Source organism: Marinobacterium litorale DSM 23545 (assembly GCF_000428985.1).
Classification (GTDB): Bacteria; Pseudomonadota; Gammaproteobacteria; order Pseudomonadales; family Balneatricaceae; genus Marinobacterium_D; species Marinobacterium_D litorale.
On sequence record NZ_AUAZ01000018.1, the window covers coordinates 81,043 to 99,667 of the forward strand.

The following is an 18,625-nucleotide window of genomic DNA, read 5'->3' on the forward strand; positions in this document are numbered from 1 at the left end:
GCGGCGAACGGATCAGGGGGCCTGGAGCGCCAGGCTCTCTGACTCATCCGCAGTGAGCGCTGAAACAAACTGTTTCAGAGCCGGACTCCAGGTATCCGGCGCGCCCGTCACAAAGTAAGTATCGAGCTCACTGATTGCCGGAGGCAGTTCCAGGATGCCGACATTGAAGCGCTGACGATACGCTTCAACCGTCGCACGAGGCATCAACGCGTACCCCATGCCAGCCGCGACGCAACCCAAGATGCCATCGATACTGCCAAACTCAAAGATCCGGGTAGCCGTTACGCCCTGTGACGACAAAAACAGCTCTATCCGCTGCCGATAGCTACAGCCCTGTCGAAAGGCCAGGAATGCATTTTCCAAGAGCTGCTCTGGCGAGGGTAACGCGTTGAGCGGTTCAGGCCCGACCAGTACAAGTCGCTCCGTAAACGCTTTGATTCGATGAAATCGATCATGCTCTGGAGCCCCCGCGACGAAAACTCCATCCACGCCGCCGTCGATGAGTCGGGCAATCAGTTCGGCTGTTGGGCCGGTTTCTAGCCTCAGCTCCACGTCGGGATGGCTCTGGTGATATTTTGCCAATACAGGGGGCAATCGCACCGCTGTCGTGGTTTCCATGGCACCCAGTCTCAGCGTGCTTGGGCCCTCTTTTCGGCCATCAAAAAGCGCCAGCACTTCATCATGATCATGCAATATCCGCCGTGCGTAATCGGCCACTGTACGTCCTGCGCTCGTCAGTCTGGCTCCACCTTTACGATGAAAAAGCCGAGCCCCTAACTCCGTCTCCAGCTTCTTCACATGGGCGGTCACATTGGATTGCACGGTATGGCGCCGTTCTGCAGCCGATACAAAGCTCCCGGTTTCAACCACATCCAAAAACAGCTGCAACGATTTAAATTGCATCACACGGCCCCCAATAATTCACTATTTATGATCTTATACATCATCATAAATCATTATCTATGACCTTCACTATCCATTAGCCTGATAGTCAGGATTTATCACCCAATACACCTCCACTACCCAGGACGCCAAGACCGATGATCACGCGCGACGATTTACCGGCTCTACTGACCGGTGTCTCCACCACGCTTGCGGGTATAGGCGTTGCGCGTTTTGCCTACACGCCATTGCTGCCTGAGCTGATTCAGGCCGGTTGGTTTAGCGATAGCAAAGCGGTGTATTTGGGCGCGGCGAATCTGATGGGCTACCTGATCGGCGCTTTATCTGCACACCGGCTTTCAGAGCATATTCCACTGCGGGTTTTGCTATGCCTGTGCTTTAGCGCCATAGCGCTGAGCTTTCTGCTTTGTGCTCAACCGGCCAGCTTCGGATGGTTCTTTAGTTGGCGATTCATCGCCGGTATCTGTGGCGCGATTCTGATGGTGGTGGGCCCGGCAACGGCTTTAACACGCACACCGCCGGTTCGTCGGACGGGAGTGGGGGCATTGGTGTTTACCGGTATCGGGCTGGGCGCCATTTTATCCGCATCGGTCGTGCCCCTGCTTATTCAGGTCAGCCTGTCCGTGACCTGGTTGACCCTGGCAGCACTCACACTCCTGATTGGATGGATCTGTGATCACAACCTGGTCCGTCTCGCGAAGACAGCCCCGCAGGGAGAAAGCGGTTTAAAGCCTTGTTCAGCCCCGGGAAACCGCATTGGGCTGGTGCTACTGTTAGTGCTGCTGGCCTATGCGCTGGATGCCATCGGATTTGTTCCCCACACCGTTTTCTGGGTCGACTATCTGGCACGCGAGCAACGCCTCGGTACCGAGTCTGCTTCTTTGCAGTGGGCGGTGTTTGGCGTTGGTGCCGTTTGCGGTCCGCTCACGGCCGCCTGGATCGTTCAACGGCTGGGCTGGAGTAATAGCCTGACCCTTGCCTTCATCATCAAAACACTGGCTGTGGGTTTACCGCTGCTTTCGATCACACTGGTGAGCCGGACCCTGTCCTCCTTTATCGTTGGAGCCCTGGTTCCGGCTGTTGTGGCCCTGACTTCAGGGCGCATCGCTGAACTGGTCGGCCCAATCGAGCATAAACGCTACTGGGGCTATGCAACGGCCATCTTTGCGGTTGCTCAGGCGATTGCCGGCTATGTCATGTCCGCGTTTTATGAGACTGCGGGGAGTTATCACCTGCTCTTCTATGTCGGCAGCGCCGCGTTGGCGGTTGGGGCGGTACTTATCGTTTTCAGTCACCACCTGGGTAAAACAGACCCGATACCCTCTAAAGCCAAGGAGCAATCATGAAACTCTTTCTGAATAAAACCTCCCCTTACGCCCGCATGACACGGATAGTCGTGCTGGAGAAGGGATTGGAGAAACGTGTGGCTCTGTACTGGTGCGACCCTTGGAACGATGATGAGCAGTTGCTTGCGGAAAACCCCGTTGGCCGCATTCCAGTGCTGATTACAGACCAAGGCACTGCGCTGAGTGAATCACTGCTGATAGCCGGCTACCTAAACGAGCAACAGCCTACTCCCTCACTTGTTCCGGAAGACAGAAAAGAGCAGGTACTTCATCGGGTCGGTTTGGGTCAGGGGCTGATGGATGCGTCCTTCACCACGGTCATTTCCAGAAAGCACCTCGACGCACAAGCCAATGGCTCTGTTCTGAGCCAGCGCCGGTCTCGCGCTATCGATCGAACACTTGAGCAACTGGACAGATGCATTAACCGCTATTCATCGGATATTGATATAACGCTGGGGGATATATCGGTTGCCGTCGCGCTGGAGTACCTCGCGTTCCGCCTTCCTGAAACAGCCGTAGCAGACAGATATCCCAACCTTGAAGCCTGGCGAAACGCTATCACTCAACGCACCAGTTTCATGACCACGGCATTTTCGTAAGAGCCCGGTGTTTGATCCGCTTGACCTTACCAGAGTTGGAACGTTTATCTTTCCCCTATCCAACTAAACAAGGAGTTTGCGATGAATCACCAACTGAAAGTCACAGGCATGTCTTGCGGTCACTGTGTCGCGGCGATTGAGAAAGCGGTCAAAGGCCTGGACGCGCAGGCTGAAGTCTCCGCCGACCTTGAAAAAGGCGAAGTAGCTGTAAGCAGTGATGTTGAATTGGCATCGATCAGCGAAGCGATTAAAGAAGCGGGCTACGAAAACCAGGCGATCAACGCCTGATACCGCCCCCCTTGCTATCGGACACTGTTGAGTCGGATGACGCTCGCCGTTTGCGATCCGGCTCAATCCCGGTCTTACCGAAGCGCGGCTGAGCATGTTCGTGACAGGATTCAAAGCCGTCCTGCTCAGACAGTACATTGATAATCGGACAGTCCGGTCGATCATCACCCTGGCAGTTACCGGCCAAGTGCGACAGCGTCTCGCTCATCTCCATCAGCTCACGAGCCTTGCGCTCCAGCTCAGCCACATGTTCCAGCGCTATGCGCTTCACGTCCGCGCTGGCCCGGCCCCGGTCCTGCCAGAGCGCGAGCAGTTCCGCCATCTGATCCACGGAAAAGCCAAGGTCGCGTGCGCGCCGGATAAAGCGCAGCCGGTGTACGTCTTTATCGGAGTAATCCCGGTAGCCCGCTTCAGTTCGGGCCACCTCAGGGATCAGACCGATCGATTCATAATAGCGGATCATCTTCGCCGAAACGCCGGATGCCGCCGCCGCTTTGCCAATATTCATCTTACCGCCCTCTTTACCAATGCGATCTGCCGTTACCGGGCTCAGGCCGCCTGAGTCGGGGCCTGAAAACGGCGTAGCCTGAGCGCGTTGGTCAGTACGAAGACCGACGAGAGCGCCATCGCGCCCGCCGCGAATATAGGTGACAGTAAAAGCCCGAACGCCGGATAGAGCACGCCGGCCGCCAGCGGAATCAGTGCCGTGTTATAAGCAAACGCCCAGAACAGGTTCTGCTTGATGTTGCGGATCGTCTCCTGCGAAAGCGCAATTGCACTCGGGATGCCCCCCAGGCTGCCGGACATCAGCACCACGTCCGCCGCTTCGATGGCGATGTCGGTACCGGTGCCGATGGCCATACCCACGTCGGCTTCCGCCAGCGCCGGCGCATCATTGATACCATCGCCCACAAAGGCTAATTTGCCGTGCTGCGACTTGAGCTTCTTCACGGCTTCAACCTTGCCTTCCGGCAGAACCTCTGCTTCCACCTCATCGATACCCAGCTGCCGGGCGATCGCCTCAGCCGTGCGACGGTTGTCACCGGTGATCATAGCGACTTTGAGCCCCAGCGCATGCAGCGCGGCTATTGCCTCGGGGGTAGACTCCTTGACCGGGTCGGACACCGCGATAATCGCGGCCAGTTTACCGCCAATAGCCGCGTACAAGGGGGATTTACCCTCATCGCCAAGACGTTCGGAAGTCTCGGCAAACTCAGCCACATCCAGACCCAGCTTACTCATATAGCGGTCCGCGCCGATGTCGATCGACACGCCCTCAGACTGTGCCTTGACACCAAAACCGGTGACGGACTCGAAACTCTCAACAGAGGGAATACTGATCCCTTCGGCTTCTGCCGCCTCAGCAATGGCGCGACCGATTGGATGCTCTGAACGGGACTCCACCGCCGCGATCTTCGCCAGTACATCCTTGCGCTCAAACCCTTGCGCAACCTGCAGATCGGTCAGCGCCGGTTTGCCTTCAGTGAGCGTACCCGTCTTGTCGAGCGCAACGACTTTGGCGTCCCTCAGCAACTGGAGCGCCTCCCCTTTACGGAAGAGCACACCCATTTCGGCGCCACGACCGGTGCCGACCATAATCGAGGTGGGTGTCGCCAGCCCCATGGCACAGGGGCAGGCGATAATCAGTACTGCCACCGCATTAACCAGAGCCAGGCTCAAAGCCGGCTCAGGCCCTGCAAAGAACCAGACCAGGAAGGTCATCAGCGCCGCTGTCATCACCGCGGGCACAAACCACAGGGTTACCTTGTCCACCATGCCCTGGATCGGCAGCTTTGAGCCCTGGGCTTCTTCAACCATTCGGATGATCTGGGCCAGAACCGTCGTACCGCCCACAGCCGTTGCCGTGAACGTCAGCGCGCCTTTCTGGTTGACGGTACCGCCCACCACCTGGTCGCCAACGGCTTTAGACACCGGCACCGGCTCACCGGTGATCATCGATTCGTCGACATAACTCTCGCCTTCGGTCACATCGCCATCAACCGGTATGCGCTCACCGGGACGCACCTCCAGGATGTCCCCCGGCTGCACCTCGCCAATGCCGATCTCTACCGTTTTTCCGTCACGTTGCACACGGGCCGTCTTTGCCTGTAGGCCAACCAGACGTTTAATCGCCTGAGACGTGCGCCCCTTCGCCCGGGCTTCAAAGAAGCGCCCAAGCAGGATCAGCGTGACGATCACCGCCGCCGCCTCGTAGTAAACGTTGGCCGTCCCGGCAGGCAGCAGGCCGGAGGCAAAGGTTGCAATGACCGAATACCCCCAGGCAGCCGAGGTCCCGAGCACCACCAGCGAGTTCATATCCGGTGCCGCCCGCATCAGCGCCGGTATACCCTTTTTGAAGAAACGCAGCCCCGGCCCGAACAGTGTCAGCGTCGCCAGTACAAACTGGATATACCAGCTCATCTGAAGACCAATGGTGTCAGCAACCAGGTGATGAATCGCCGGGATCAGGTGAGACCCCATCTCAATCAGGAACACGGGCAGGGAGAGCAGCGCGGCGATGGTCAAATCCCGTTTAAGGCCGGCAAGCTCCGCATCTTTTTTCTCGGAAGAGTCATCGGCAACCGCACCGCCCTGATCAACCTCACTGGCTTCATAGCCTGCATCGGCCACTGCGGCAATCAGCGTATCGGCGCTGGTGTTCCCACGTATGCTGGCCCGCTCGGTGGCCAAATTGACGTTTGCCTCAATGACACCGGGCACCGCCTGCAAAGCGCGCTCAACCCGACCGACACAGGAGGCGCAGCTCATCCCTTCGATGGATAGCTCGGTGGTCGTTGCAGGCACCGAATAGCCCGCTTTCTCCACCGCCTCGATCAGAGCCTGACGATCGAGCCCGGAACTGGAACGTATATCGGCGCGCTCGGTGGCCAGGTTGACCGCAACCTCATCAACGTTATCGACCTTCTTCAGCGCCGCTTCCACGCGCCCAACACAGGAGGCACAACTCATACCTTCAATGGGCAGACTTACCGACGACGCGGACGATTGCTTCTGCTGTACCCGGGTATCCATCAGCGGCCTCCTTACAAGCATCTTATGATGATACTCAAAGACTATAAACCTTCCAACAATGGGAAGGTCAAGCAGCAGACAGGGAGGATTTCAACATCAAGTGTAGGGCTGAGCACCGGTGGACTGTGCAGGTGAGTGACTCACTCAGCGTGAGATAACCTCGTGCTCCTCTCGCACAAAAGAGCAGCCGGTTTTCGAGTCATGATTGTGCAAGCCAGCACTATCGATGCCGATAAAGACGTTGGGATGAATCGTCCCCTTAACGGTAACGATAGCGTCGCTTTTGGCGTGTTTACGCTCGTTCAAGCGCGCCTGGATAGACTTGATTCGCAGGATTTTCTGCTCATAGGACTGAAGGGTCGCCTTGATTTTACGGATCATATCCTTGTTAGTGGGCGCCTTGTGCGTGGGGTTTTCAGAGACTTTTAGAACCTGTTCCAGCTTCTCACAGTTTTCCATACAGTGTTTGTATTCCTGGCGAAGCTCCTCCTCCAGCTTGGGCTTGGCGGTAATTTTACCGGCTCGGATCACGGTGGGAACATTTGCATCACTGCCCAGGCTGTTAACGACAATTTCGTGTCTGGCCCGGGTTTTGCCGCCGATAATGCAGCTCTTGCTGCCGGGGTGAGTCAGATAAATATTCCCACGGGCGGATATATCACTCTGCAACACGAAATCAGCAATGATGATATTGCCGGACGCATGCAGATAAGCGAGGTTGGCAAATTTCGCTTTGATATCACCGCCGGCCAGGACACATGCCTTATAAATCAGCTTCTGATTCTGGTCGCGCTGCTCTTCTCCGGCGATACCGCCGACAATGGTCAGATCCCGGCCGGCACGGACTGTCGCTTTCTCGACCATGCCGTGAATATAGATATTCCCGCTCGCCTTGAGCGAAAAGCCGCTGCTGACATCCCCTTTCACTTCAACGGAGCCATCAAAATCGATGTCGCCACTTTGAATATCAACCGCATCAAGCCTTAGCGTTGGATCGACGAAAACTCCATTCTCAATCAGTATGGGATGCCCTTTCACCGCTGCGATTAACTGGTCGGGATTATCGGGATCGATAACCGCGCCATCCACATCGGGATTAAAGTCGACCGAAGACCCCGGCTCAGCAGGGAGCGTCTCGCCCACCACATTGACCCCCGGTACACCAACGGCCGGAGGGGAGCGGCGCATCAGGACATCACCCTTCTCAACAACAACAAAGTCATGCAGCTGGTGAAAATCGACCTTATCCTTTGCCGAGTAGTCCCTAAACAGGTTCTTGTACTCTTCAACCAGCGATACGAACTGACTGTCTGCACCGTGCTCAGGCTCAATACCCCGGGCAACACACAGACGCTTAGACTGACCGGCTTTTACCACTCCTTCCAGCGCCGCATCATCAATGCATTTCTGTACCACCCCCTGTGCGTGCAGCGCTTCAAGCAGCCAGTCACGGGTGATTTTCTTGCCGCCATAGGCGGGCATTGCGGTGAGATAAACGGCCATTTTATCGGGCTGAACCGCCCACTTCAGCTCCGCATCACGCCGGTACGCAATCGTTACACTGCACTCTTCACTCTGACTAGCCTTTTTAATCAACGCCTGCATACCGGAATCCGATATCTGAAACTCTCCATAGCCCTGTTCGTTCAGCAATGCCTGGAGCGCAGGGAGATCGAGTTTCAGAGGAGCCGAAGAAGACGCCAGCACTGCCAGTACAGACTGGGAGCCCGAATCAAACGTAAGACTGACGGCTGAAACCGTGGATTGGTTTACAGCACCATCGCCAGTGGGAGGTTCCGCCGAGCGTGTAGACATAAGGCCTTATAATTCTTGTAAGTGGCAGAAGCAGGCTACCTCAAACGAGGTAACCGTTATTCGTTGCAGATTTCATACACGATTATAGGACAAGCACACGGGAACGGTGCCCATAAACGTGAGCATATCCTAGTAAATGGGCAAATTTTTCAATTCCCCAAACCAGCAACCACAATACTTTCGTCCCGCTTACACACATCAATCTGCTTCCCAAGCACAATATCTCTGTACGAGCCGATGCGATAGCGTGGCCACTATGAAAAACTGGTTGGGCTTCTTATATGTGTACTGACTCCATCAGCTCCTGCGACAGCAGACACTTGGCGAGGATATTAAGACCGTGCCGCTGGATTGGGCTGGTCTCCCTTTTTGCCATTATGTCCTCAAACACCGCTTTCGCCCATGGCGTTGCCGAAGCCGATGCATCGTTTATAGAAAGTGTATCCGGCCAACAATTGCTTCCTTTTATGTACCTGGGCGCCAAGCATATGGTCACCGGCTATGACCACCTCCTGTTTCTGCTGGGCGTAATTTTCTTTCTCTACCACGCGAGGGATGTCACTCGTTATGTCACCTTGTTTGCCATCGGCCACAGCAGCACCTTGCTCTATGGCGTGCTCAGCGGGACCGAGGTTAACCCCTATCTGGTGGATGCCATCATCGGGTTTTCCGTGGTTTACAAGGCGCTCGATAATATCGGCGCTTACCGCCAATGGTTTGGGTTTCAGCCTGATACGCGTGCAGCTGTCCTTATTTTTGGCTTTTTTCATGGTTTTGGCCTGGCCACCAAACTTCAGGATTTCACCCTGTCGGAAGATGGGCTGGTTGCCAATATCCTAGCGTTCAACGTAGGTGTCGAGATCGGCCAGATGCTGGCCTTGAGCGTAATTCTGATCCTAATGAACCTATGGCGTCGGTCAGCGTCCTTTGAGCGCCATGCATTCTCCACCAATGCCGCCCTGATGACCGCAGGCTTCCTGCTGATCGGCTATCAGTTAACGGGCTACTGGCTCACCGCATAAGACCAAAGGAACGAGCACCATGTCTGATACGCCCTATATCGATCCGAACAATGCTCCATCATCTGGACGCCTGATCAAAGCCACTATCGGCTCCGCAACCCTGGCCGGTGCTTTACTGGTAACCGCAATCCTTCCTGCCGAATTCGGCATTGACCCGACTGGGCTGGGCCGAGCCCTGGGGCTGGACCGTTTATACCAGAGCAAAGGCGAGATACAGAGCGGTAATGAATCGCCTATTACCGCCCCTGCACAAGCTCGGGCCAGCACCTTGTTAAAATCAACAACCACGCTCAGATCAGATACGTTGAAAATACCACTGATGCCCGGGCAGGGTGCCGAAATTAAATCAATGATGAACCCGGGCGACAGCTTTGTATTCCACTGGCAGGTAGAAGGCGGGGCTGTTTCATTCGATATGCATGGTGAGCGTCCCAACGCCAACGGCACCTTCACCAGCTATTGGCTGGGAGAAAACCAGCAGGAGGCCAGCGGCACCTTTGCGGCGCCTTTCACAGGAACACACGGCTGGTATTGGGAAAATAAAGGTGATTCAACCATCACGGTCGTGCTTCAAACCCACGGGTTCTACAACGCGTTATATATGCCTTAGCCAACTCGTATCGGTGTTCCTTTTGGGGGAACTCTACTCAGACGAACGTCCCGTAGAACGCTCATACGTAACCAGCCGATTTGAAGCGCTATCGGAAAAGGCGTCCGGGGTTGACCCCGCTTTGGCCGAATTGTTCAAAACAACACTTCCCAGCCGAGTTAAGCTGATGATGTTCGCCTATATCGCGCCAGGATACATAAATTGGAGACATTTATGTCGATAAAATCCGCAAGCATCACCATCGTCACGCAAAACCTCCCGGATACTCGGAAGTTCTACGAATCCCACTTCAATGCGCGTCCCATTTTTGACTGCGGCTGGTATGTCGTCCTTAAACTGACCACTTCTTATCAGGCACCGGAAATATGCCTGATGAGCCCACAAGAAGGTATGCAATCGTTCACGGGCGGTGCCTATCTCAACCTGCGCGTGGAAGATGCCGATACACTTCACTCCCAGCTAACCCGGGCGGGACTTACACCCGCGGTACCACTGGAGGATCACCCATGGGGCGACAGGGGATTCGGGGTGCTTGACCCGTCCGGAGTAATGGTTTACTGCTACCATCCTATTGCACCGAGCGCCGAATTCGAACAGTACTTTGTCAAAGAGGACTAAACGCTCACGAAGGCATCGGGAGCAGACAATCGGTCAATAACGTCCTCCCGATTGCTTCGCACCATCAACGGTGTGATTCCAAACCAGCGCCGTATCTCGCGGCTCATATGCGCCTGATCCGAAAATCCATGTTTGGTCGCTATGGATACCAGGGGAGCGTCAGACCGCACAATCTCCATTACGGTCTGTCGAACGCGGGCCAATGACTTCCAGTAACGCGGCGGAGCGCCGGTCGTGTCTGCAAGCTTTCTCCGTATGCTGCGTTCACTCAACGGCATTGACCATCGCTCCTCTCGGCGCTCCAGTTCCTGAATGTATTCCGCTACCCATGAAGGCGCAGGACGTGCGAAGTCATTGACCACACTAACCAGCTTTGCGAGCGTTTCATCGAGATCGTTTTCAATTTCCCATCCATGGCAACCGGAAAGCGGAATATGTGAAAACATCTGATCATCGTGTTTTGAGCCTGGACTCTCCCCCTCCCACGGAAAGGTCACACCTGCGGCTAACCTAACTCCAGCGAAAAACGTGTCCTCATCACATATCACCTCCCGAGGGGCCGCATCCAAGCCACTACAAACAACAGTTGATGGATTATTCTTTGAGGCAATCACTACCAGATCACGGCAGCCATCCGGCCAGACTGAAAAGCGTCCTTTGGGTAACATCATGGACCATGTACACACAATCAAGCTCATACCCTCTCCACGGTATACGCTGCGCAATGCCCGAAACGGAGTTTGACCCGTTGAACACTTTTCACAGTGAAGCACTCATATATGTTCCATGTTTACTTGGACAACGCGGATTTAACGATTGTAAAACCCACCATGCCAAGGATTGCACCTGTTACCTTATCTATGTAGAAAGAAAGCTTTGTGAACTTGTTTCTGATTTTATTTGTTGAGAGCAGGAATATAATTGCGGTATCCCAGAAAAAAACCACAAGTGTCATCCAAATACCTAATGTTATCTTGAATGAAAGACTGACATCATTGGTTAGAACAACTGTAAAAAGACTTAGATAAAACAGGAGATTTTTTGGGTTTAAAATCCCAGACATAAATCCTGTTATAAATTCTCTTAGAAAACTCGCTTTTGTGCTTTCACCAGGATCCGTCTCTATTGACAAGGAAACATAATCCTCTCTTTTTGCCCGCAAAGCCTGAAATGCCAAGAACATTAAGAACAACCCACCGATAATCTTCAGAGCGATCATCAGTGTTACGGAACTGGCCAATATTGCCCCAACCCCAACCAGGCATAGAGCAATATAAAGTGCGTTTGCAACTGAAATACCTGCCGCTACACCAACCGCTTTATTCCTATCATTCTTGATCGCGCTTTTCACAACGAGAACGAAATCGGGACCCGGGCTCAGCAATGCCAAGAAATGCGCAAGGGCTACCGTTAAAAACATCAATATTAAATCAGGTTCCATAATCTCTCCTCCATATGAAATTTTATACCGTGCTTATTCATAATGTAACGATACTGCTGGTTAGGCATTCAGACGGCCTGAGCCACCAGGGTGTAACAAAGCGGTAACTGCCCTGACTGGTTCTCATAGATAGCGTACTCCTCTTCACGATTTGAGTGGGCATGTTCCTCAAGTCGCTGAATCTGAAAACCATTACCGACGCAAGCGGTCACAATGTCTCCAAGTGTATGCACAAACCAATATCCAGTTTCTCCCGCCCCACCGGAGGTACCGTCGTAAGTAATAGCCTCCTCAATTTTAACAGGGGATTTGTCAAAGTAACTCATTTCCGGCAGAAATGGATTTGTGCCAGCCGGGTCGAAAACTTCCAGAATCGGATGGGTTTCATAGATGACTAAACGACCACCTTTACTGACCAGCCCTCGGACAGCTTTAAAAAAGCCTTGCAAATCGGGCATCCAATTAATCACGCCAATGGTGATAAGCGCCAAGTCGTAGCGACCTAGCCCCGTGGGCAGTTGGTAGATATTCGCCTCAAGCAAGCGGGGATTAAGTTTGGTCTTTGACGCCAGCTCCGCTCCTTGGGCCAAAAACCGGGAGGACTGATCAATGCCCAGCGATGGCTTGAAACCCAACGCGGCCAGAGACAACAGCTCACGAGCGTTATTACAGCCAATCTGCACAGCGTTTCGCCCAGCCAGTCCAAGATGAGTCAAAGTAGCCGTAAGGCAGTCATCCAGCACATTAAAGTCCGGGTGACTGGCAGCTTGTAAGAGCTCGTCCCATGAGCGGCCTTGAGCATGAAGATGAGCGGATGCATCCCATGCAGCTTTATTGGCTTTTGTGTAGATGATTGTAGAGGACTCTTTCATTGCTGAGCTTCCTGCATCGTTGATAACGCCACTCTGCCTGCACGACTAAGCAATGAAAGCGAATTCGCGTTGCAGGGCTTCCCAATGACTTAAAACGGCCACCACCAAGGCGATGATCCAAGGCTGCTCCTGCAGTCTTTGAGCTGCGCCCCATACATCCGGGCGTTCGCATCAACTTTTCGCGCCACGTTGATCAACCAGCCTTTGCTGTTAAAGGTTTTCCTTTTCCAGCCCGTGTGGCCTTCATGGTAGGCCAGATACTGGTTGTAGGCGTCCCATTTGGAGATACCCAGCGTCCGGTGAGATACATCGGTATACCATCCCATGAAATCGACCGCGTCGTCATAGTCGTCCCGGTCGGCACCCCAGTTGCCCGTTTGGTCCTTGTACCAGTCCCAGGTGCCGTCTTTCACCTGCGCGTAGCCGTAGGCGCTGGATACGCGCCACCACATGGGGATTCCCAGAAAGGTATCTCTGGGCGGGGCAGCGTTGTGCTTAAAGCTGGATTCCTGCCGCATGATCGCCAGCTGCACCTGAACCGGTAAACCGTATCGCTTTTCCACATCTTCGGATGCATCAAACCAGTCGGGTTTCTCCCGAAATATCCGGCAGGCGTTTTCCACGTTGGACGGTGGTGAAGTCGCGCAGGCCGCTAACAGGAGGGATGACGCTAGGAGTAACACTTTTTTCTGCATAACCACATCGGAAACCAAATTTAATCGGGTGCTCGCTTGGACTAGCCTCCCATGTTATCGGATATGCCCCAACCGTTCTCGGCAAATTCATCCGCCTCTGCACTTCTGGCGAAGAGTTGGCTTATGGCCCCCAGCCTCATATACTCCAGATTCATTCCTATAATTCCGCAGGGGGCGTTTGCATGATTGTTATCCGTGATTCACAGGCCTGGAATCAGCAAGGTTAAGTAACGCGCCTGTCATTCCCCGGCCTGTCGCCGGGATTCACGAGAATCCCAATTTTTCGCGCATACAGCAGCTTGCGCGCGTGCTCGATTGTTCTATTTTTTGGGATAACAATATGCAAACTAATATCCTTTCTGATTTGGGCTGGAATCACTTTTTCCAGTCTCAGTTAGACCTGAGCGCCTTAGATACACAACTCCCCTTTCGCGTGATCAGCGTCCAACGCAACCTGATCGAATGCCTGGGTCTGGATGGTGATAACCAGAGTCGGCAGGTACAGCTTTCCACCTATCATTGGCGTGATGATGCACCTGAGGATCACCCCACGGTTGGCGATTGGCTGATGCTGGACAGGGAACTCCACCCGGTAAAGCTGCTGGAGCGCAAAACTCAAATCCAGCGCAGAGCGGCGGGCCGGGAGTCTTACCTTCAGTTGATAGCCGCCAATCTCGATACGCTGTTTATTACCAGCTCCTGCAATGAGGAGTTCAGCCTCAACCGCATTGAACGGTATCTTGCCATAGCTGCGGAGTCCCATATCCAGTGCGTGGTGGTGCTAACCAAGAAAGATCTGTGCGTTGATCCTTACGTCTACCTCGATGAGCTGGCAAAAAGTCATCCTCAGCTGCCTGTTGAGCTGGTGGATGCGACCGATACGGATTCGGCTTCGGTGCTCAGACAGTGGATTGGCAAAGGTCAGACCGTTGCGCTGGTGGGTTCTTCCGGGGTCGGTAAATCGACGCTGACCAATCTGCTGACTAACGCACAGGATCAAGCGACGGCGGCTATACGTGAGAGTGATAGCAAAGGACGTCATACCACCACATCACGGAGCCTGCATATGCTACCGGAGGGTGGATTGCTACTGGATACACCGGGGATGCGCGAGCTGCAGATTGTTGATAGTGAAGAGGGTATTCATGCCACTTTCCAGGATATCAGCGAGCTCGCTCAGCGCTGTCGCTTTGCTGACTGCTCGCACCAAAGCGAACCGGGATGTGCAGTACGGGCAGAAGTGGAAGCACAAAGGCTGGACCCGCGCCGCCTTGAGAACTATCTGAAGCTACTGGCCGAACAGGAGCGCAACAACGCCTCAGTTGCTGAGCGCCGTCAGAGTGACAGAGCTTTGGGTAAGTTCTACAAACAGACCAAATTGAGCGCTAACCGGTTTAAGTCCAGGGAGTAAGGAAAGGGAGCTCAGGCGTCAGCCTGGGCTCCCTCTGTCTGACCAAACCAGGCGAGACGGGATTGCAGCTCGACAACCTCGCCCATAATAACGACGGCCGGCGCCGGTAGTTGAGCCTCGGCCTGACGCGCAACAATATCATCCAGGCGACCGGTCAACACGCGCTGATCCGGTGATGTACCCTGGGAGACGATCGCCACCGGCGTATCGCCCGGTTTGCCGTGCTCCATCAATCCACTGCAAAGCCGTTCCAGCGTATGCAGCCCCATATAGAAGACGATGGTCTGATTGGGATGAACCAGCTCATCGAACTTCAGATCGGAGGTGCGGTTCTTGAGCTGGCCGGTGACAAACTTCACCGACTGCGCATAGTCACGGTGAGTCAGCGGGATACCGGCATAGGTTGAACAGGCACTGGCCGCGGTGATACCAGGCACCACCTGAAACGGTATGCCATGCGCCTTGAGCTCTTCTATCTCTTCCCCACCCCGCCCAAAGATGAACGGATCACCGCCTTTGAGACGCACGACCCGATGCCCTTTGCGGGCATGTTCAACCAGCAGTGCATTAATCCCCGGTTGAGGAACGCTGTGATTATCCCGCGCCTTGCCCACATAGATCAGGTCCGCATCCCGACGGCATAGATCCAGCACCTGGGGTGATACGAGTCGGTCGTAGACCACCACATCCGCCTGCTGCATCAGGCGCAGAGCCTTAAACGTCAGCAGTTCAGGATCACCGGGACCGGCACCGACCAGGTAAACTTCGCCGACTTCACGACCGGGCGTCTCCGACTCCAGCTGCGCTTCCAGCAGTTGCGCGGCCTCCTCATCACGCCCTGCAAAGACGCGCTCGGCCACCTCGCCCTGAAGGATCTTTTCCCAGAACTTGCGGCGCTCATTGACGTTGTTAAACCGCGCTTTGACGCGATCACGGAAACCGCCGACCAGCTGGCCGAGGCGGCTGTAGCCGCTGGGGATCCAGGTCTCAAGCTTGGCACGCAGCAAACGCGCCAAAACCGGAGATTGACCGCCTGAGCTGATGCCTATCACAATGGGTGAACGATCAACGATCGCAGGAAATACGAAGGTACACAGCGGCGGATTATCGACCACGTTGACCGGTAATGAGCGCGCTACTGCATCAAAGTGGACACGCTCATTGAGCGCCTCATCATCAGTGGCGGCGATCACCAACGCCATATCATCCAGCAACGCTGGATGATATTCGCCGATCACTACCTGGCCGCCGTGCGCGTCAACCAGCTCATCCAGTTCAGCATGCACCTCCCTGGATACAACACGAACCCTGGCACCGGCTCGCACCAGCAGCCGCGCCTTGCGCAACGCCACATCGCCACCACCAATCAGCAGTGCCTGTCGGCCCTTGAGATTAAAAAACAGCGGTAGATAATCCACCGATTACTCCTCTTGGCTAGGATCGCACTGCGACGGTTCCCGACAGAACTCAGGGCAGACGGTGATAGCGATACAACCCCTGACCTTCTTCATCAGTGTAGATGCAGTCGAACCCGTTTTCCGTGGGGATCAGTTCGCAGCTGGCCTGATGGGCCTGAAGGGTACCCCAGGGTGACTGGCAACCATCACGGTACTGCCCTTCAGCCACATCAAACTCCAGGCTGGACCCATTCAGCGCCCAGCCATATTGGTAGTTCAGGGTTTCGCACTGGCCGGTGGCATCATATTCCACGTAGCTGCCGGTCCCGTCGGCATTAATGGTCTCATGACCGATCAACGGCGGCTGGCCGCAGTTCTGATCCAGGTCGCGCAGTTCGTAGCGCCCACTGATCGCATCGGCGGTCAGGCGCTGGCCTTGAGACGGTAGCATCTGCACGCGGGTATACCCGGACAAACCACCTTTTTCGATATCACTGAGGTACTGCATCCGCATCGGCTGTGAGCGGATAGTCTGACGCATCTTCGCGTGGATCATACAGAACTCGCTTTCACCGGATGCGATCTGGCTCAGGATAGAATTGGGAATCTCAGAGACCCACTGTTCGATCCGGGGATAATCCACCGACATAGCCATCATACCGTTCGCCGTCAGCGTTTCGGATGCCAGCGCTTGCGCCGCTTCCGTACCCTTCTCGCCGGAGTACACCACCAGATGCTCTCCCTGTTTACCCAGGGTTGCACTTAGCCCCGGGGAGAGAAAACCGAGGTCGACCTCGGTCAATGCGCCATCCAGCGGCAATTTGGGTACGCGGCCGCCGGCCTTGGGAACAACAGTGGTATTAAACATGGAGATCACCAGTTCAGGGTTGCTGGTCGCCAGGCTGAACAGGAAATCAACGGACTCGGGCAACCCGCTTGCCTGGGAGAAGGTCAGGTCGTACAGAGAAACACCCGCCCCCTGTATGCCCTGTGCCATTCCCGTAAACACACCAAGCATTGCCGGGCTGGTGCCCGCCATCTGCTGCTGTGCCTGTTGCAGACGCGGGCACTGGAACGAGAGCTGGCCGAATCGGTTCCAAAGCTCCGTTAATGTTGGAACCAACGTATCCATGTTGAGGCCGAAACCAAAACCTACCATCTGCTCACCCTGCAGATGAGATGGCAGATGTCCGCGCAGCTTCATCAGCGAGTCACCGACACCGGGTGCTGCAACTTCAACCAGGGAACGGGCTTCGATGGTAATCGCATCACCTTGAGTCGACGCGTTGGTGTAACCCAGCAACATGCGCGGGGCGGCGCCAAACAGTCCGGCGATTTCATCGCGACAAACGGGCTCAAGCTCTCCAGTCAGAGGGTTGGGTTGACCTAGAGCGCGGTTCAGCGCCGCCCAGTCATTGGCCAGCGTCGAGGATGAAGTTTCCAGCAGCCCTTCTGCCAGGCGGCGAATGTGCAGGAAGCCGGCAAAGGTCTCGCTGAACCCCTGCGTCTTAATGATCTCACGCAGCTCTCCGCTGTCCGCCAGCGACGTTTCAGGTGCACTCAGGCCGAGCCGTTCAAGCTGCGCCTGCTCTGTGTCAAACGATGAAAAAAAAGTGATAGTGGCCAGGGAGTCTTGAGTCGCCACAACCAACTCAACACTTTGCGGCGCGCCTGCTGGCGTTAGCGGCCAACGCTGAACCCGCGTCTGCTCACGCATCTCCTCTTTAGGGCTGACGCCTGAACGTTCGGAAACGCTCTGCCAGACCCGGTCAAACGCCGCCTGATCCGCGACCGGCAGTCGAATCACCGGGAACAAACCATGCATGTAGATCGCCTGTGGCTGATTCAGGCTTATCCCGTAGTGATCGAACAGCTCCCCGTAGGTAGCGCCGTGGTTGACGAAATCAAGCACCCAGGCTTCCAGCAAAGCGCGTCCCGGCTGCGACCTGTTGCCGCCTTCCTGACGCGCCAGCTCGCTGAACAGATTCTCCAGTTGCGCAGGTTCAACGGCCGCCACCGGGTAATCGCGCATCTGCTCGACCACTTTGGGATCAGGCGTACCACCAAAGTAAACCACGGTATCGGCCGGTACATAGCTGGTTAGCCCTTTAGCCCCTCCTGCTCCCTGCGTGAACCAATAGCCACCCGCAGCGGCCAGAACAACCAGAACAAAAACCGGTAGTGCCAGTTTTTTCATCTCAATCTCTCCCTGAGTACCCGATCTTTAGATCCGCATACTGTAATCGAGTAGGAGGAGGTCTTGCGACCTCCGTCCTCTCACACCACCGTACGTGCGGTTCCGCATACGGCGGTTCATGATACACATTTAAGCCGATGATACTGATCCATCAGCGATACCAGTCCGATGCGATCAAACACCTTCTTCGGCAACGCCTGATTCAAATGAGAGGCGCACGAGTTCCACCAAGGACCACGCCCATTGGTCGCACTGCGCCAAGCCCTGTCTTCAGACAGACCCAGTCGCATCAGCATCTTGACCCGGGTGAACGGCCGCTTCCATTGACGCCAGAGGATTTTGCGCAGATGCCGGCGGATCCACCCATCCAGCGCCTCG

At 55.1% G+C, this 18,625-nt stretch carries 17 protein-coding genes and 1 pseudogene; 7 read left to right on the forward strand and 11 right to left on the reverse strand.

The genetic code is table 11. The features are described 5' to 3' along the window. Nucleotides 1-12: 12 nt before the first annotated feature. The gene (locus tag G403_RS0113895) at nucleotides 13-903 is read right to left on the reverse strand and encodes a LysR family transcriptional regulator (protein WP_027854518.1); all 891 of its coding nucleotides are present in this window, start codon (nucleotides 901-903) and stop codon (nucleotides 13-15) included. A 137-nt stretch (nucleotides 904-1,040) separates the two neighbouring features. Here G403_RS0113895 and G403_RS23395 point away from each other — a divergent pair, with 137 nt between their 5' ends. The 3 genes from G403_RS23395 (at nucleotide 1,041) to G403_RS0113910 (ending at nucleotide 3,136) form a co-directional block, all read left to right on the forward strand. Further along, entirely contained in the window at nucleotides 1,041-2,249 is a 1,209-nt protein-coding gene (locus tag G403_RS23395; RefSeq protein ID WP_051299037.1) for a YbfB/YjiJ family MFS transporter, read from the forward strand. Then, complete coding sequence (locus G403_RS0113905; RefSeq protein WP_027854519.1) at nucleotides 2,246-2,848, forward strand: glutathione S-transferase family protein; 603 nt, start codon at nucleotides 2,246-2,248, stop codon at nucleotides 2,846-2,848. Before G403_RS23395 ends, G403_RS0113905 begins: the two co-directional genes overlap by 4 nt. An 81-nt stretch (nucleotides 2,849-2,929) precedes the next feature. Then, complete coding sequence (locus G403_RS0113910; protein ID WP_027854520.1) at nucleotides 2,930-3,136, forward strand: heavy-metal-associated domain-containing protein; 207 nt, start codon at nucleotides 2,930-2,932, stop codon at nucleotides 3,134-3,136. Here G403_RS0113910 and cueR read toward each other — a convergent pair. The 3 genes from cueR to G403_RS0113925 form a co-directional block, all read right to left on the reverse strand. Continuing rightward, nucleotides 3,126-3,644, reverse strand: a complete 519-nt coding sequence (gene cueR / locus G403_RS23400; RefSeq protein ID WP_051299039.1) for a Cu(I)-responsive transcriptional regulator — start codon at nucleotides 3,642-3,644, stop codon at nucleotides 3,126-3,128. The genes G403_RS0113910 and cueR overlap by 11 nt on opposite strands. 41 nt (nucleotides 3,645-3,685) lie before the next feature. Then, on the reverse strand, nucleotides 3,686-6,169 hold the full coding sequence (locus G403_RS0113920) for a heavy metal translocating P-type ATPase (protein ID WP_027854521.1): 2,484 nt from the start codon (nucleotides 6,167-6,169) through the stop codon (nucleotides 3,686-3,688). A 144-nt stretch (nucleotides 6,170-6,313) separates the two neighbouring features. Then, nucleotides 6,314-7,984, reverse strand: a complete 1,671-nt coding sequence (locus G403_RS0113925; RefSeq protein ID WP_027854522.1) for a flagellar assembly protein A — start codon at nucleotides 7,982-7,984, stop codon at nucleotides 6,314-6,316. Between the two features lie 377 nt (nucleotides 7,985-8,361). On the opposite strand from G403_RS0113925, the gene G403_RS0113930 reads away from it, so the two are divergent. The 3 genes from G403_RS0113930 to G403_RS24990 all read left to right on the forward strand — a co-directional run bounded on the left by G403_RS0113930 (nucleotide 8,362) and on the right by G403_RS24990 (nucleotide 10,234). Next, a complete protein-coding gene (locus tag G403_RS0113930; RefSeq protein WP_051299041.1) occupies nucleotides 8,362-9,006 on the forward strand; it encodes a HupE/UreJ family protein in 645 nt (214 codons plus the stop codon). Nucleotides 9,007-9,025: 19 nt separating this feature from the next. Continuing rightward, complete coding sequence (locus tag G403_RS0113935; RefSeq protein WP_027854524.1) at nucleotides 9,026-9,616, forward strand: hypothetical protein; 591 nt, start codon at nucleotides 9,026-9,028, stop codon at nucleotides 9,614-9,616. A 213-nt stretch (nucleotides 9,617-9,829) separates the two neighbouring features. Next, entirely contained in the window at nucleotides 9,830-10,234 is a 405-nt protein-coding gene (locus tag G403_RS24990; RefSeq protein WP_084404040.1) for a VOC family protein, read from the forward strand. Here G403_RS24990 and G403_RS0113945 read toward each other — a convergent pair. The 4 genes from G403_RS0113945 to G403_RS0113960 form a co-directional block, all read right to left on the reverse strand. Then, the gene (locus tag G403_RS0113945; RefSeq protein ID WP_027854526.1) at nucleotides 10,231-10,932 is read right to left on the reverse strand and encodes a helix-turn-helix domain-containing protein; all 702 of its coding nucleotides are present in this window, start codon (nucleotides 10,930-10,932) and stop codon (nucleotides 10,231-10,233) included. The genes G403_RS24990 and G403_RS0113945 overlap by 4 nt on opposite strands. A gap of 92 nt (nucleotides 10,933-11,024) precedes the next feature. Further along, nucleotides 11,025-11,675, reverse strand: coding sequence for a LysE family translocator (locus G403_RS0113950; protein ID WP_027854527.1), 651 nt, complete (start codon nucleotides 11,673-11,675; stop codon nucleotides 11,025-11,027). 68 nt (nucleotides 11,676-11,743) lie between these two features. Beyond that, the gene (locus tag G403_RS0113955) at nucleotides 11,744-12,547 is read right to left on the reverse strand and encodes a class I SAM-dependent methyltransferase (RefSeq protein ID WP_027854528.1); all 804 of its coding nucleotides are present in this window, start codon (nucleotides 12,545-12,547) and stop codon (nucleotides 11,744-11,746) included. A gap of 89 nt (nucleotides 12,548-12,636) precedes the next feature. After that, nucleotides 12,637-13,242, reverse strand: a complete 606-nt coding sequence (locus G403_RS0113960; protein WP_027854529.1) for a transglycosylase SLT domain-containing protein — start codon at nucleotides 13,240-13,242, stop codon at nucleotides 12,637-12,639. A 340-nt stretch (nucleotides 13,243-13,582) separates the two neighbouring features. Between G403_RS0113960 and rsgA the strand changes: the two genes are divergently transcribed. Further along, nucleotides 13,583-14,653: a ribosome small subunit-dependent GTPase A gene (gene rsgA / locus G403_RS0113970; protein WP_027854530.1), complete on the forward strand. Its 1,071-nt coding sequence runs from the start codon at nucleotides 13,583-13,585 to the stop codon at nucleotides 14,651-14,653. Nucleotides 14,654-14,664: 11 nt separating this feature from the next. On the opposite strand, the gene cysG is transcribed toward rsgA, so the two are convergent. The 3 genes and pseudogenes from cysG to G403_RS25480 all read right to left on the reverse strand — a co-directional run. After that, a complete protein-coding gene (cysG, locus tag G403_RS0113975) occupies nucleotides 14,665-16,071 on the reverse strand; it encodes a siroheme synthase CysG (RefSeq protein ID WP_027854531.1) in 1,407 nt (468 codons plus the stop codon). 49 nt (nucleotides 16,072-16,120) lie between these two features. Continuing rightward, entirely contained in the window at nucleotides 16,121-18,247 is a 2,127-nt protein-coding gene (locus G403_RS0113980) for a hypothetical protein (protein WP_027854532.1), read from the reverse strand. 116 nt (nucleotides 18,248-18,363) lie between these two features. After that, nucleotides 18,364-18,625 (reverse strand): annotated as a pseudogene (locus G403_RS25480) (group II intron reverse transcriptase/maturase); the annotation flags it as partial.